This window comes from Marinoscillum luteum, from assembly GCF_044005705.1.
Classification (GTDB): domain Bacteria; phylum Bacteroidota; class Bacteroidia; order Cytophagales; family Cyclobacteriaceae; genus Marinoscillum; species Marinoscillum luteum.
This window is the reverse complement of record NZ_JBIPKE010000011.1, coordinates 12,033-27,994: the sequence shown is the minus strand read 5'-3', so window position 1 is coordinate 27,994 and position 15,962 is coordinate 12,033. Positions and strand designations below refer to the sequence as shown.

At 45.6% G+C, this 15,962-nt stretch carries 11 protein-coding genes; 7 read left to right on the top strand and 4 right to left on the bottom strand.

Annotation, left to right across the window (positions count from 1 at the left end; translation table 11 throughout):
- Positions 1-58: 58 nt before the first annotated feature.
- Complete coding sequence (locus ACHKAR_RS02280; RefSeq protein WP_395416000.1) at positions 59-3,223, bottom strand: WD40/YVTN/BNR-like repeat-containing protein; 3,165 nt, start codon at positions 3,221-3,223, stop codon at positions 59-61.
- 181 nt (positions 3,224-3,404) lie between these two features.
- Between ACHKAR_RS02280 and ACHKAR_RS02275 the strand changes: the two genes are divergently transcribed.
- Both ACHKAR_RS02275 and ACHKAR_RS02270 read left to right on the top strand, forming a co-directional pair.
- Positions 3,405-4,334: an Ig-like domain-containing protein gene (locus ACHKAR_RS02275; RefSeq protein ID WP_395415999.1), complete on the top strand. Its 930-nt coding sequence runs from the start codon at positions 3,405-3,407 to the stop codon at positions 4,332-4,334.
- Between the two features lie 4 nt (positions 4,335-4,338).
- Positions 4,339-5,187 (top strand): hypothetical protein, encoded by an 849-nt coding sequence (locus ACHKAR_RS02270; protein WP_395415998.1) that lies wholly within the window; start codon positions 4,339-4,341, stop codon positions 5,185-5,187.
- Here ACHKAR_RS02270 and ACHKAR_RS02265 read toward each other — a convergent pair.
- From ACHKAR_RS02265 to ACHKAR_RS02255, 3 genes are all read right to left on the bottom strand, one after another.
- Positions 5,184-6,974, bottom strand: coding sequence for a hypothetical protein (locus tag ACHKAR_RS02265; protein ID WP_395415997.1), 1,791 nt, complete (start codon positions 6,972-6,974; stop codon positions 5,184-5,186). The genes ACHKAR_RS02270 and ACHKAR_RS02265 overlap by 4 nt on opposite strands.
- A 48-nt stretch (positions 6,975-7,022) precedes the next feature.
- Positions 7,023-8,321, bottom strand: coding sequence for a tyrosine--tRNA ligase (gene tyrS / locus ACHKAR_RS02260; protein ID WP_395415996.1), 1,299 nt, complete (start codon positions 8,319-8,321; stop codon positions 7,023-7,025).
- 125 nt (positions 8,322-8,446) lie between these two features.
- A complete protein-coding gene (locus ACHKAR_RS02255; protein WP_395415995.1) occupies positions 8,447-9,580 on the bottom strand; it encodes a hypothetical protein in 1,134 nt (377 codons plus the stop codon).
- Between the two features lie 345 nt (positions 9,581-9,925).
- Between ACHKAR_RS02255 and ACHKAR_RS02250 the strand changes: the two genes are divergently transcribed.
- The 5 genes from ACHKAR_RS02250 to ACHKAR_RS02230 all read left to right on the top strand — a co-directional run bounded on the left by ACHKAR_RS02250 (position 9,926) and on the right by ACHKAR_RS02230 (position 15,960).
- On the top strand, positions 9,926-12,325 hold the full coding sequence (locus ACHKAR_RS02250) for an ABC transporter permease (protein WP_395415994.1): 2,400 nt from the start codon (positions 9,926-9,928) through the stop codon (positions 12,323-12,325).
- A 299-nt stretch (positions 12,326-12,624) separates the two neighbouring features.
- Positions 12,625-14,283, top strand: coding sequence for an alpha/beta fold hydrolase (locus ACHKAR_RS02245; protein WP_395415993.1), 1,659 nt, complete (start codon positions 12,625-12,627; stop codon positions 14,281-14,283).
- A gap of 18 nt (positions 14,284-14,301) precedes the next feature.
- A complete protein-coding gene (locus ACHKAR_RS02240; RefSeq protein ID WP_395415991.1) occupies positions 14,302-14,460 on the top strand; it encodes a hypothetical protein in 159 nt (52 codons plus the stop codon).
- 123 nt (positions 14,461-14,583) lie between these two features.
- Positions 14,584-15,372 (top strand): SprB repeat-containing protein, encoded by a 789-nt coding sequence (locus ACHKAR_RS02235; RefSeq protein ID WP_395415990.1) that lies wholly within the window; start codon positions 14,584-14,586, stop codon positions 15,370-15,372.
- Positions 15,373-15,408: 36 nt separating this feature from the next.
- On the top strand, positions 15,409-15,960 hold the full coding sequence (locus ACHKAR_RS02230) for a YceI family protein (RefSeq protein ID WP_159579811.1): 552 nt from the start codon (positions 15,409-15,411) through the stop codon (positions 15,958-15,960).
- The last annotated feature ends 2 nt before the right edge of the window (positions 15,961-15,962 follow it).

Genomic DNA, 15,962 nt, shown 5'->3' with positions numbered 1-15,962 from the left:
AAATACGATAAACTATACGATTTTTCAAAGCATTTCTTCATTTTTCACTTCACCTCACTCAGTCCTTAAATGGACTCAGATCAAGGGCTTCCATTTGCTCTTTATATTGAGCCCAATTAGCAGCCAGGTAATCATCCGTCTTTTGGTTAGCCACCTCCATCACCGACTTGAATTTCGCCACCATGGCCTTTTCTGTCCTTGTGGGCACATGCAGACCGTTGGACAGGTAGAAGTAAGCTGTTCCGTAATAACTGTCGACATTGTCCGTCTGATCTGCGGTGATTCCCTGTCGGTCATCTTCCTTACCGAGGTACAGATCCAGCAGGCTGTTCAGGGTATCCTTTGTTTCCTTCGAGCGCTTGAGTTCAGCTTCAAAAGCCTTTTCATTCTTGGCTTTCATGCGTTTGGTTAATTCATCAATGATCGTCAGCTTCTCTTTGATCTGCTCCACGCGACCGAGAGCCAGTTCTTTCTCTGATTCCAACGCCTTGAGGGCTTCATACCTTGCCTGGAGTGCTTCCGTAGAAACGTCCATTCGGGGATCAAACTTCACCTCCACCTGAGTTTCGGATGATTCTCCAGCATAGGACAGACGTAGTTTGTAAGTTCCCGGCATCACATCCACGCCTCCGGGCTCACGTTTGTTATCCAGCTCTTTGCGAGAAAGGCTATTCACACCTTTTTCATCGAGTTTCCAGTACATTCTGTTCACACCATTCTTTTCGGGCACCTTTTGCTTTATGGTTCTGATCAGGTTGCCCTCCAGGGTAAACACCTCTAAGGTTAATGAATCCAGTCCTTTCTTCTCATCTTCCTCTTTGGAAGTATCCTTTTCACTTTCATCCTTTTTGGGGACGTTGATCACGTAGGAGATCATGGCACCGCTCTTCCTGTTTTCTCCATTGAACATAGCGTCGGCCCCAAATCGGGTACCTGCAGGTTGCTGCCAAATGGCATTGTAAGCGGCAGGTGGTTCAAAAAGATGAATCGGCTTACTCAGTATGCTGATACCCGCAGATGCCAGCGCGCGCAATGGACGTATGTCATCAATGACGTATGCAGCCCGACCAAAAGTCCCAATCACCAAGTCATGTTCACGTGGATGAATCACCATATCCATGGTATTCACGGTAGGGTAGTCATTGGTCCATTTCGTCCAGGTATTAGCAGCATCAATGGAGAGATAAAGCCCGTCATCAGTTCCCAGAAACATCAGTTTTGGCTCTACAGGATCCTGAATGATCGATAGCGCATAGCCAGTCACGTCATTTTCATCCACTATTCTCTCCCAGGTTTTGCCATAGTTGGTGGTGTGATAGGCATATGGCCTGAAATCAAAGTTTCGGTAGTTGTTGGCAATCACAAAAGCCTCACCTGCATTTTTATTAGACACCTGTATTTGCGGGATCCAGACATTTACAGGAAGGTTTTTAATGTTTTGAGACACTCTAGTCCAGGTCTTTCCTCCGTCTCGGGTCAACTGGATATTTCCGTCATCCGTACTTACCCAGAGCACGTCTTTTTCCAACACACTGGGGGTAATGGCCAATATGGTACAATAATTCTCTGCTCCGGTGGCATCCATGGTAAGCCCACCACTCTCATCCTGCTTTTGCTTACTCTTATCATTGGTGGTAAGATCCGGGGAAATGATGTCCCAGGTTTGACCTTTGTCTGTGCTTTTGTGCACAAACTGGCTACCAAAGTAGAGGGTCTTGCTGTCAAAAGGATCCTGACCGATGGCTGCATTCCAGTTGAATCGAAGCTTCACATCCAATTCGGGTGCGTGGGGTTTCACATATTCGAAATGGCCGGTTTTCAAGTCATATCGGCCTACCCAGCCTTCCTGGGCCATAGAGAACCCATATCGGTTATCGTCCCGATCAGGTACCACGTCAAAGCCGTCACCAAAGGAAACTTCCTGCCAGTAGCTGTTTCTGATGCCCTGGTCTTTCCATACATAAGCAGGGCCGGCCCATGAGCCATTGTCCTGCATACCTCCGTAAACATTGTATGGAAAATCATTGTCTACCGAAATGTGGTAAAACTGTGCCACCGGTAGATTCTGAACAAACCGCCAGGTCGTGCCCCGGTCTCTGGAGATATTCAGCCCTCCATCATTTCCCTCTATGATATAATTGGGATCAGAGGGGTGAATCCACCAGGCATGGTGATCAGGATGTACACCTCGTGTGGTGTTGTAGGCGGGCATCAGCTGATCAAAAGACCGGCCACCATCAGTACTTACGTTGATGTAGGTATAGACCGTATAGAGCCTGTTTTCATTCACCGGATCTACGAAAATGTCTGCATAGTAGAAAGGTCGGTTACCAATCTCGCTCTTATCATTCACTTTGGTCCATTTGAAACCTCCATCTTCTGACTTGTAAAGCGCGTTCTTTTTAGACTCTACCAGGGCGTACACAATCTTAGGATTGCTGGGAGCAATGGCCAGCCCCATACGCCCAAGATCACCTTTGGGCAACCCATCTTCATCGGTTCTCTTCACCCAGTTTTCGCCACCATCATGAGTCACATACAAGCCTGATCCTGGCCCTCCGGAAGTGAAAAACCAGGGCTGTCGGTAATGCTCCCACATGGCCACCATGAGCTTGTTGGGGTTGGAAGGGTCCATCACCAGGTCTGCGGCTCCGGTCTTATCGTTCACATAGAGGATTTTCTTCCAGGTTTTGCCACCATCCGTGGTTTTGAATACTCCGCGCTCGGGATGGATACCCCAGGGGGAGCCAATGGCCCCTACATACACGGTATTTGGGTTTTGTGGGTCGATGATGATTCGATGAATATTTCGGGTTTTGTCCAGACCAGACTTAATCCAGTTCTTGCCTCCGTCAAGGCTCTTATAAATCCCGTCTCCACCATTCAGTGAATTTCTAGGATTGCCTTCACCTGTACCTACCCAAATCACTGAAGGATTAGACTGTTGAATGGCCACGGCCCCAATGGAAGCGGTAGTCTGTTTGTCAAAGATGGGTTCCCACGCGGTACCACCACTTTCCGACTTCCATAGACCTCCGGATGCGGTACCTGCATAGATCACCTCAGGCCGACTATTCACCACGTCAATGGCGGTGACACGTCCGGCCATGCCAGCCGGCCCTATACTCCTTGGTTGTATCCCTTTGAGTAACTCCATGTCCACCTTTTGGGAATATACCAGCAAGGGAAGGGTGATTAGGAGGTAAGTAAAATATCTTTTCATAGTTGCTTAATTTGGAAGTGATAAACCTACGCAAAAATGTCAAAGTCCTTGCCCGGGTATTACTTGATCGGGTGATTTTTGATGCGAATGAAATGACATGACAGGACAATAATTACTCCAAATGCCTCAACGCTGACATTTGAAAAGTCACTTTTGGCGAGCGACTCCCTAAATTTATCTCATGAGGTACCGTGAAATGTATTTACTCTGCCTGCTTTCCCTTGCATCATGCATAGGCACAGACTTTATAGATGATCCAAAGGATGCCACCATTCTCACTGAGGTGACCAGTATCAGCTTGAAAGTGGGAGAGACTGCTCAGATAGAGGCCACCTATTATTACAATATGTGGGTGGCAAAAGAAGATGCTGAGCTCATCTGGCAAAGCAATGACCGGAGTGTGGCTTCGGTAGATCAAAGTGGAAAAGTGACTGCTGTAGGAAAAGGCCAGACTAAAATTCAGATCAGCTATGCCAATGAAGAAACCGTAACGGTGGATGTAACTGTAGTAGAAAACACAGACGATGTGGCCCGGGTGCAAATCACAGCACCAGGGAGCTCTCTGATGATCAATGAGACGATCCAACTCACTGCCAGGGCATTTACCATGGATGATGTAGAAATCACAGACAAACCAGTGATCTGGACTTCTGCCAATGAAACCCTCGCCACGGTGAACAGCTCAGGACTGGTGACTGCCCATTCCAATGGCATTGTATCCATCACGGCGGAGATAGAAGAGGTAAAAAGTCCGCCTTTGCAGCTCATGATTGGCACGCAGGCTCGTTCAGGTGTTTTTGAAGGGAGCGGGAGCTATAAGGCAGTGGGTACTGCCACTCTGTTTATTGACGATAATGACCAGTTGATTCTTACTTTCAGTGCAGACTTTGAGACGAGCTTTGCACTGGGAACTTTCGTATACCTGGCCAACTCTACCAGCGGCACAGTGGTGCGCTCACAGGGTCTGGAAATCGCAGAGGTAACTACCAATGGCGCCAAGACCTATAACGTGAGTCTGGTAAACTCCAGCGTGGGACTGAATGACTATAACTATGTGATTCTTCTCTGTAAGCCCGCCAGCATCACTTTCGGATCCGCAGCACTCAACTAGCACTATGAATCAGAAAAAGCACATACTCGCATCCATTTTACTGTCAATCTCCCTGCAGACGATTGCCGGAGGGGGATGGGTTTATCAGAAAAATAAAGGCTTCCTGAAGCTGGGTCAGAATATGATTCGCTCCCAGTACTTTTTCGATTCGGGGGGAAACATTACCGATATTCCCACAGTGAGTCTTTATACCACCAGTTTCTATGGCGAGTATGGACTTTCGGATCGATTCAATGCTATCTTGTATGTTCCATTTTTCGTGAGATCTACACTGAATCGTGTGGAGTTTAACCAAAGTGGGAGCACCATACCAGGTGATGAGATCAACTCCTTTGGCGATACTAATATCGGGCTGAAATATGGCATGTTTCAGAACCAGCCTGTTCATCTGTCCGCCAGTCTGATCTTGGGATTACCATTTGGATCATCGGAGATCTCCAGTGATCGTATTCTCCAAACCGGTGATGGTGAGTTCAATCAGCTACTGAAATTGGAAGCCAGTCACTCTATCAGTGGTACCCCCGCCTACATCACGGGTATTTTGGGTTTCAATAACAGAACCCAGGGCTTTTCTGATGAGTTTCACTATGGTGGAGAGATCGGGGTGTCTTTGAATCAGTTCACCACACTGTTGAAGGTTTACAGTGTCAACTCGCTGTATAATGGCGATGCAGACACGTCTAATGCCAATGGCGTCTTTGCCAACAACACCGAGTACATGTCCTTCACGCCAGAACTGATTTACTCCATGGATAATGGCTTTGGCTTTGCGGCCTCTGCCGGTTTTGCCTCGTCAGGCAAACGTATCCTTGCCGCTCCCAACTTTGGGATTGGTGTATTCCTCTTGCTTTAGAACTGGATGCTCACACCAAAATACGGAGAGACATATTTGGTAGGCTTGTAACCACCATCCGCTGTAGGAGTGAAGGCCCAGTAGTAGTCAAACCCGGCAGCCAGGAATTTATTAAGGTGGTAAATCACCCTTAGTTTGGCCAGGGAGCGTTCATCAAACTTAAAGGTGTCTCCAAGGTCTGTGAGGTTTCCTTTGATGTAGCTACCGTGAAATGAAAACTTATCCGCCAGTCTGTCCAGGTCTGCATTGACCCTTACGGTTGCGGGTGTAGCTTCGGTGACGTCATCCGGAATCATCAGACTACCGCCCAGCTGTACTTTCTTCAAAATGTGGCCGGTGAGACTTCCGTAGAAGCCACTCATTTTCTCTGCGCCACCCAGTGCATAGATTCTAGCGTCTTTGTTAATTTCATATGTGGCATCAAAAAACTGCGGTAAGTAATGGTCTGAGTAGTTCAGCCGCTCTATGCGAACGTCAGTACTGAGGATATCCGCGATGAAATGGAATCGAAAGTTGATACCCACACTGGCGCCACTTCCATTTTCAAAGCCATCAGACATGATAGAGGGCTCATTGGTGGTGGCGTAGTTCGACTCCAAAGAGTCTGTAAGTGCTTCAGATGTTACATTTAGTTTAGAATAGGTAGCGAAAAGGTCGATCTGAATAAACGGTACCCGCAACAAAGTGACCCCCATATCTAACCCAAAAGCACCAATACCATTCCTGGTAAACAGATATGAGGTAGACGTGCTATCGCTGGCCACTATCTTCGACTGGTCTTTATCCCGGACGATGGTCGCTCCAAACTCGAAGGTTCTTACAATAGGAATCGGTGTCCAGGCCATCGGTCTTACGTAGGGCCGGATGGCAAAAAGATTAAAAGACCCTGGACTGAAATCGCTATAGACTCCATCAATGCCCGCAAGTCCTTTCACATTCAAGTCATAGTGAAGACCCACTTTTCGCTTTTCAAAACTGGTAGAGTTGGTGTAGTTATTGATCAGACCACCAAAACCAACCATGGTATTATTGAGCTGGCCTACCTTTACACACACAGGATCAGCCTTTTGCACCCCATATCGGATGTAAGTGATGAGCCTTGCTGCTCCTACACCATCTTTAAAAATCTCCGTACGGATAGATTGGTCATCCAGGCCATACAGCACTGGCACATTGAGGCCAACACCTACTTTCCCGATCGAAAACTCCGGGTTCAGTACCAAGCCCACAAAGTACTGATCGTCTATCTGGGTGACTGTGAGTCCACCATCAAATGAACCTCCACCACTTTCTGTTCCCATCCCTGAGCGAAAGTCTTGCACAGGTGGTGCACCTGATCGATCCTTGCGCTCTTTCTTTTCTTTGGGCGCTTTCTCGATCTCGGGCTCCTGATACTCTTCTTCATCCACCTCTTCCAGCGGTTCTTTCTCGATAGGCTTATCCAGACTATCCACCCGATATTGGACCTCTTCCTGAGGTGCTTCTTCCAGCGAATCAAGGGGAAGATCCTCTACCTGCTGAAGGCTGTCAACCGGTGACTCGTCTATCAACGTATCTGCCGGAGGTGTATAGATTACTTCCTCTTCTGGCTGTACAGGCTCATAAACGGGTACAGTCTTTACTTCAGGGGCATCATTCTTCTTCTTTTTCTTTTTCTTCTTTTTGTTATCCTCCCACAAATAGGAGTAGTCAGCATAAGGGTCTGCCTCCGTATCCTGTGCCCAAACAGGCACCGACAAACTCAACAAAAAAACTGAAAAGAAAAGATAAATTAGGGCTCGATTCATCGCTGGTGAAAATTCAATTGGAAGTAAAAATAATGCAAATACCCGAAACTAGGATACTTTGATTAGGTAGTAGTTCTTTTTGCCTTTTTGCGCCAGGAGGTATTTGCCTTGCAGCAAATCATAATTGACTGCTGCCTCGGAGGACTCCACTTTCACTTTATTAATGCTGACGCCACCACCTTTGATCATTTTGCGAGCTTCCCCTTTGGAAGGAAACACTACGCCCTGCGTCAATTCACTCAGCAAATCGGTGACGTTGGCAACTGCTTCGTACTCCGCTTTGGAGATTTCTACCTGCGGCACCCCCTCAAAAACCTGCAGCAGGGTCTTTTCATTGATAGCCGTGAGGTCTTCTGTGGTAGATTTCCCAAACAGGATATCTGAGGCCTTGATGGCCATTTCCAAATCCGCCTGAGAATGTGTGCTAACCGTGATTTCCTCAGCTAGTTTCTTTTGCAAGGCTCGCTGATGTGGTGCTTCCCGATGTGTGGCTATCAGTGATTCGATTTCCTCTTTGGAGAGGAACGTGAAGATTTTGACGTACTTCTCTGCATCTGCATCGGAGGTATTGAGCCAGTACTGGTAAAACTGGTAAGGAGAAGTGCGCTCGGCATCCAGCCAGATATTACCGCCTTCAGTTTTCCCAAACTTGGTGCCGTCTGCCTTGGTGATCAGCGGACAAGTGAGGGCATAGGCCTTACCACCGCCGATGCGACGGATCAACTCTGTGCCCGTGGTGATGTTCCCCCACTGGTCGCTACCGCCCATCTGTAGCGTACACTGAGCTTCTTTGTAAAGATGCAAAAAGTCATACCCCTGCACCAACTGGTAGGTGAACTCTGTAAAACTCATGCCATCAGATGATTCTGAGGACAAGCGCTTTTTCACTGAGTCTTTGGCCATCATATAGTTGACAGTGATGTGCTTACCCACGTCGCGAATGAAGCCGAGGAAGGAGAAGTCCTTCATCCAGTCGTAGTTGTTGACCAGCACAGCAGCATTGGGTGCATCTGAGTCAAAATCCAGAAACCTGGATAGCTGCGACTTGATGGCATCCTGATTATGACGGAGGGTTTTTTCATCCAAAAGATTTCGTTCGGCAGATTTCCCGGAAGGGTCACCGATCATACCTGTCGCACCCCCAATAAGGGCATATGGCTTATGCCCGCATTGCTGAAAATGCTTCAGCATCATCACACCCACCAGGTGACCAATGTGCAGAGAGTCGGCAGTAGGATCAATGCCGAGATAAGCAGATCGCATGCTTTCCATCAGGTGTTCGTCCGTCTCTGGCATGATGTCCTGAATCATGCCTCTCCATTTTAGTTCTGCTACGAAATCTTTCATTTGTGATTTTTGATTTGCGCAAAAATAGGAGGCCTTTTCTATTTTGGGCGTTTTATTGGGAGCAAATTGTCAAATAAGGAGTTAGGGTGGACAACCGAGCATTAACTTACCTCTTGGCTTCATATCTACTCGGTTGGGCTTATTTCACTTGAAAAATCATCATTATAAGGATGGAATGAAATTAACCTGCCTGATTTTTCAACTTCTAGCCTATAATAAACTCCGTCATAGTAGATACTCCTTTTTCCCATCCTCCGAAAATTTGTATCATAAGTTGCGAAATGTTCTAGAAATTCTGGATACACTTTTCTCACGACCATATTGACAATATTTCGGATGTCGTCAATTTTGTATCTAAAAATGGTTTTCTCTTCAAATCGTTCACCTACTTTGGTCTCTTTCACATGCCTGCAGTAGGTGTGTAGAAACCTTTCAAAATCCCACCATATTGGTCGTTTGTATGGTAGAATGAGTTCCTCGTCAAAAAGTACAGCTTCGGTAACTAAGTTATTCAATGGAGACTCATAAATCCGGGCAACTTCCTTAAACTTCTCACTTGATTTAATTAACTCATTATTGATTAGCTCAATTCTCCTTACACTTCTATCATTGAGATATTTCACTAAGTCTTTCTTATCTTTTTCTTCAGCCTTTTTATTTAGGTACTTAGAGCGTTTGTAATAATAGTCAGATGGAAGTTCGACTAAGGGTTCATTATCTGTGGTAAGTTGCTTTTCTATTTCATCAGCAATTGACGGATCATAAAATTTGAGCATTCCCAGAAGCTCTACTTTCTCCTTTGGAATAAGGTCATATTGGGATGCCAATCTTCTTTTTAAAAATCCAATATGAAACAGATCTTGATTAATCTTTGACGTATCAACTTCTAGGTTAATCGTGTTAGGTATCTCTCTTACTCCTCGTTTTCTGAATCTATTTTCTGTTCTACTCCAATTAAAGCATTGGATAGACAAAATTTCGCTACAATTGATTCCGTCTTTGTCAAGTACGACTCTTTGTTCCTCAGTGAGTTCTTCTAACTCTGATGGTTTGAATTTTATGGGTCGGCTCGTTCTTGGAATTTCTTTCTGCTTAAGGACTTGTTCCATTTCTTTCCTTTCTTCCAATGTATACATGAAAGTTCCCATAAGCGTTAATCCGAAACCCTTGAAAGAATTGGAATTAAAATGAAAGGTTAAAGTCACAAAACAATCAAACTGTCCAAATTGACTATATATCTCTTCTGATGATAAATTCATGATATGTTAAAACAACATCCGATATACGTATGACACGCACCAAACAACAGATCACCCCAAGCTAGCAGAATAACCATTACAAGTCAAGTATTAATTTTCAGTAGGTTGACTAGTTGCTCATCAGCGGGTCCCAGAATCAGAAATCTTTTGTACCAGTTCCCCGCTCTGAATTCTCGCCAAACCGGACATAAAACACTGTTCGATTGTTCGGTTATGAACGTCCAGTGAAGTAATGCAAGTCCTTATCCACTTGTTTTACAGTGCGTTATGGTTATTGGCACAATGATTGGCTTTTGGGAAGCAAGGTCAAAACTCATCATATACTCACCCAATACCTGATTCGTCATGCTTAAGAACTTCCTAAAAGTCGCCCTCCGTAACCTCCTGAAAAACAAGGTCTATGTGGCCATCAACATCGTGGGGCTGGGCCTCGCACTTGCCTGCTGTATAGTGGCTTATCTGAACTCTAAGCAGAACTGGGACTTTGACAAGAGTCACACGCAGATTGATCACATCTATAAGATCCATAACCTCCGGGAAACTCAGGGGGATCTGATAGAATATGGCCGCATTCCCATGCCCATGGCCGATGCCATCAGGAATGACCTGGCGGGTGCAGATCGGGTCTTTCGCTTCGAAAGTCACGTGTTTACGGTTAGGGATGTGAACATGGATAAGGTGTTTAACACAAGTGTCTGCTATGCCGATCCGGGATTGATCGAGTCCTTCACTTTTCCGGCAGTCACCGGTGATCCACTGGCATATCACAAACTGGACCAGGCGGTGGTGACAGAGGAGTATGCCCGTAAGTTCTATGAGAATGAAGACCCCATTGGAAAAGTGCTCACGGTCTTTGACGATACCGGCATGAGTTTCAACTTCACCATAGCAGGAGTGGTGGAAGCTCCACCACAAAACTCCTCCGTGCATTTTGAAATCCTCACTTCATTTGAAAATCGGTTTCGGATGTATGATGACAATGTGAAAGGAAACTGGGGGGCTTTTGCGCAAAACACCTTCGTGTATTTCAATGACCCCAACCAGGCAAAAACCTTTGAGCCATTACTGGATCAATACCTGGCGGTTCAGCAGGAGGCCCGACCGGATTTCACCATTGCCCGGTTTGTCCTTAGCCCCATGAACAACCACGCCCAGATATCAAGGCAGCTCCGATGGGACAACCTGCGCAATGCCATGCCGCCTGCGGCCATTCTTACTCCCCAGGTGATGGCGCTGTTGATTTTGCTCGTGGCTTGTTTCAATTTCACCAATACTGCCATTGCCAACTCCAACCGCCGACTGAAAGAAATAGGGGTGCGAAAAGTGCTCGGAGGCACCAGAAGACAGCTGATTAAGCAGTTCATGACGGAAAACCTCACTGTATGTCTTTTGGCCTTGTTAATGTCTTTGGGGATTGCGTCCTACCTGGTGCCTGCCTATGGTGCCATGTGGCAGGGACTCGATCTCCAGCTGGATCTCACCCAGGATTTTAAATTCTATTTGTTTCTGGTAGGCCTGCTGGTGTTCACCACTTTACTCGCCGGGTTTTATCCATCGCTGTACATCAGTCGCTACAAACCTGTGAGCATCCTCCGCGGGAGCCTCAGCATTGGTGGAGCAGGCAAGCTAACGAAAGTGTTGCTGGCCACTCAGTACGCCTTCACTGTGATCGCCATTTTCGCCAGCGTGGCTTTCATTCAAAATGCCCGCTATCAGGAAACCCTGGACATGGGCTTTAACCGTGATCAGATCATAGGAGTGAGCCTGCTAAACGAAACCCAGCAGCAGAAAATTTATGGTTCCATGCTGGCTAACCCTGACATAGAGCAAATAGCCAGTGCCAAGAACCACATAGGCAGGGGAAACTATGGTGCGCTCCTCAAAAATCAGGATTTGGAAGTTCAGACCAACATGCTCGACGTAGGGATCAACTATATCGAAGCGATGGGCCTGAAAATTGTGAATGGCAGGTCCTTTTCCAAAGAACTGGAAGCCTCTGACAGTCAAAACTCCCTGGTTGTAAATGAACGGGCGGTGGAAGAGTTTGGCTGGACCAACCCGATTGGTCAGCGGGTCTATCTCAATGATTCCACTACACTCACAGTGGTAGGAGTGGTGAAGAATTTCTACATGTATGGTTTTTGGGCGCCAATAGAGCCTACAGCCATGCGCCTGAAAAGCCTCAAGTTTCAGGACGACGGTACCTACAGTTTCATGGTGGCTAAGGTCAACATCAATCATGTGAAAGAGGTCTATGACTACCTGGAAACCGAATGGAACAGTAAAATCCCCACCAAGACTTTTGCAGGGTTTTATCAGGATGACCTGCTCAGGGAAGCCAAGGAGGTGAATAACAACATCCTCATGATCTTTGGCTTTCTGGGCACCGTAGCTTTTGTGCTTTCCTGTCTTGGGCTTTATACCCTGGTGTCTATCAACCTGATCAAGAGAACCAAAGAAATCGGTGTGCGCAAGGTACTGGGGGGTAGTGTAGGGCACATTGTCTACCTGATCAGCAGAAGTTACTTCTTACTGCTTTTCATCTCCTCAGTAATAGGGGTCACCGCCGGATTTTATCTCGTAGATGGACTCATTGGCTCCATATTTAACAACTATAAACCAATGGATCTCTTCACTTTCGGGATTCCATCCACCACCATCATAGTGGTATCACTTATGATTGCGGGATTCAGAACCCTCAAATCTGCGATGGTCAATCCAGTGAATTCCATTAGGTATGAGTAAGAGCGATGGCCCTAAGAAACTAAACTCAAAACCTGTGTTTTGCTTTAAGAGTAAAACACAGGTTTTTTTCTTTAATCCTTTGAAATTGACCACCACCTAGACTTCCCCTTCGGGAAAACTTCCACATACAGCTAATTAACAATCTCAGAACTGTGTGCATTAATTGAATGGGTGTTTGACGGGTTTTTACAAAAGTCGGATAAAATACAACTGAAATTAATTAAACTTTGCTTTCGACTTGAAGTGTGAACAGTTGAATCGTCATTCGCTCTAAGAGAGAATAGTACTAAACCGCCTTTATGAAACCCTCTACTCAATATACCAAAAGCGGCCGTATCAATATTGCCTATCAGGTATTTGGCTCAGGCACTATTGACTTGGTCTATATCCCAGGTTGGGTATCCAACATTGATTGGATGTGGGCTTGTCCGGAATTGGTCCATTTCCTATATGAACTGGGTAAAATATGTCGGGTTATTTTATTTGATAAAAGGGGGACTGGTCTGTCAGACCGAGTAGTGGAACTCTCCACACTAGAAGAGCGAATGGATGATTTGAGAGCCGTGATGGATGCCGTGGGGGCCGAAAAAGCCATACTCTTCGGGCATTCTGAGGGTGGTTCCGTTTCCGCTTTGTTTGCAGCTACGTATCCCAATCGCACTATTTCACTCATCACATTTGGAGTTTTTGCCAAGAGGAGATATGCACCTGATTATCCCTGGGCACCTACAGATGAGCAACGACAGCAGGTGTATGACATGATAGAAAACAGCTGGGGCGGTGGCGAAATGAATCTCGAAACGCTCGCTCCATCAAAAGCTAAAGATCCCATTTTTATGGATTGGCTGGCCAACTACTTAAGATCAGGGGCAAGTCCTAGTGCTGCACTTGTCCTCACTAAAACCAACACTGAGGTGGATATCGTTGATATTTTAGGATCCATTAAGGTGCCTACCCTTATGATGCAAAGAACCAATGATGTTGATGTGAAAATTGAAGAGGGAAGGTTTATAGCCCAGCGCATTGCCGGCGCAAGGTTTGTGGAGTTTGATGGTGATGATCACTTATTTTGGGCAGGGAATACCGAAGAGGTTCTCAATGAAATGAAAGCATTTATCCTCAATGTAAAACCTCGGCCAAATTACGAGAGGCAGCTTTTTACCATTATGGCCGGGCGAATTCTTTCATCATACAAGGGAGATAATGAGCTTCTGCAACTCATTAACCGATTGGTGGTACAGTATAGGGGGAAAGTCATTCGGTTTAATCAGGACACCTTTATTGCTTCATTTCAAGGCCCAAGCAAAGCTGTACATTGTGGCATAGCCCTAATAGATACCTTTGAGTCCCTTGATTTAAAGGTTTGCGTCGGTGTTCATATCAAAGAAATGCCAGTGGATCAGGCCCATTTCATTAGCAATGAAACCGGGAGCTTTGTGACGTCCATGCTTAAACAGGCCGGGCCTAGTCAAATACTGATCACCCAAACAGTGAAACATCTCTTGTCTGGAGCAGGCTTGAATTTCGCTCAACACAATACTGTTTTTGAAACAACAACCGCCAACCACCTTTTGCTTTATAGCGTCACTGATCAACTTAATTACCAAAACGAGTATACTAGCCAACCGACTCTTGCCAGGCAAAATGATTCATTTCTCGAAAATATCCTTCAGTGTATCGAAAGTCACATGAGCAATGAGAAGTTCGGAGTAGATATGCTATGCAAGGAGGTGGGAATTAGTGAAAGACAGCTGCAGAGAAAGCTTAAGTCCATCACCAACAAATCACCCAATCAGATGATCTCTTCTGTGCGGTTACATAAGGCCAAAGAATTGATCTTGAGTAATCATGAAGGAATCGCCGAAGTAGCATTCCAAACAGGCTTTGCAAGCCCTTCTTATTTTTCTAAGTGCTTCAAAAGGGAATTTGGGCATAGCCCATCAGATTTGTTGAGCTAAGGCTTAATTCTCCCTATCATGTCGGATTTCCTACAGTTGCACGTTAACTATCGCATGGCTGATCAATCAAAAGACACACTGGCTAAGAAGGAGGTTGTGGTGTGGGGAGTTTGTAATCATATGATCCGGCGCCTCCTTTCAAACCTATTCGAGATGGTTGGTGACAAAATGTCGTAAAGTTTACAGTGGGAAATAATCGCACCTAAGAGTGTCGGAAATTTCCAATCAAATGCCGGAAAACTGATAGTTAGAAAGCATTAAAGAAATGATTTTTGTCTCGTGAAATTAGAAGAACATCCAATGAACGATCGAGTCCTTAGATTGCTATATGTACTAACGTTTCTTCTGGCCACATCCTGCCAGTGGGAACAAATGAACCCAAAAATAGATTGCTCAACCTCCCCAGTGGTTATTGCAACATTGGAAGTTCAGGCATCTCAGTGCGACTCACCTGTAGGCAGCTTTGCGGTGGCTGCCTCTGGTGGGGAGCCTCCTTATACTTTTACATCTGCTGGCAAGACCAATGTGGATGGAATATTCGCCAATATGGAAGCTGGATCATATATCGTAGTGGCAACAGATGCAAATGACTGCTCCGACGAGCTTTCAGTTTCCATTGAAAACACTGGTGGAGTAAATCTTACCGAAGTAATTACTAATAATGCTGGTTGTGGGACTACAGATGGCAGCATACGAGTGAATGCTACTGGAGGAATGGAACCCTATTCTTATCAGATCGATAACGGAGAAGTGCAAATTGGGAACACTTTTGAGGGGCTGGGGCTTGGGACTTATTCGGTTGCGGTGATTGATCAGAACGGATGTGAAAGTGCGCAAAGTGTGGAGATCAATTCTGGGGTGAGTTATGAAGCTTCCATAAAAAGCATCATTGAAAACAATTGTGCCATTTCTGGATGCCACAATGGTAGCGTTTCACCGAACTTCACTTCATTCAGCACCATACAATCAAGAGCCAGTTCCATCAAAACAAAAACCGGTAACAAATCAATGCCTAAAGGCTCTAGTCTCTCTCAGCAACAGATTGATCTGATAAGTTGCTGGGTAAATGATGGTGCTCTGAACAATTAATCAATTGCCTAACTATTTATTCTTAATTAAACTACCATGTTGAAGATCGGAATACTATCACTGGTAATGGCATTATGTGCCATTGCTCAAATATCCGCCCAAGGGCCAATTTTAGACCGTAAAGGCACAGCCTCATTTTTCTCGGAAGCGCCTTTAGAAAACATTGAGGCCATTAATAAGGAGGTGCTAGGTGCTATTGATCTTAACAAAGGCACATTGGCAGTCTCAATGTTGATCAAAGGTTTTCATTTTGATAAAAGCCTGATGGAGGAACATTTCAATGAAAACTATCTCGAGTCTGAGAAATTCCCAAAGGCTACCTTTAAGGGGCAAATCAAAAACTTCGCTGATCTGGACTTCTCGAATAGCGGAAGTTTCGAGGCAGAGGTATCTGGCGAAATTGAAATCCATGGCGTGAAGAAGCCCCTCACAACAGTGGTGAAATTTGCCAGGACAGCAGCTACCCTGACCGCAGCCACTAATTTCGAACTCTCTGTGGCAGAGTTTGATATTGAAATCCCCTCACTCGTGTTTCAAAATATCGCCGAGGTGGTGGAAGTAAAAGCATTGTTCAACTTCTCACTTTGAAA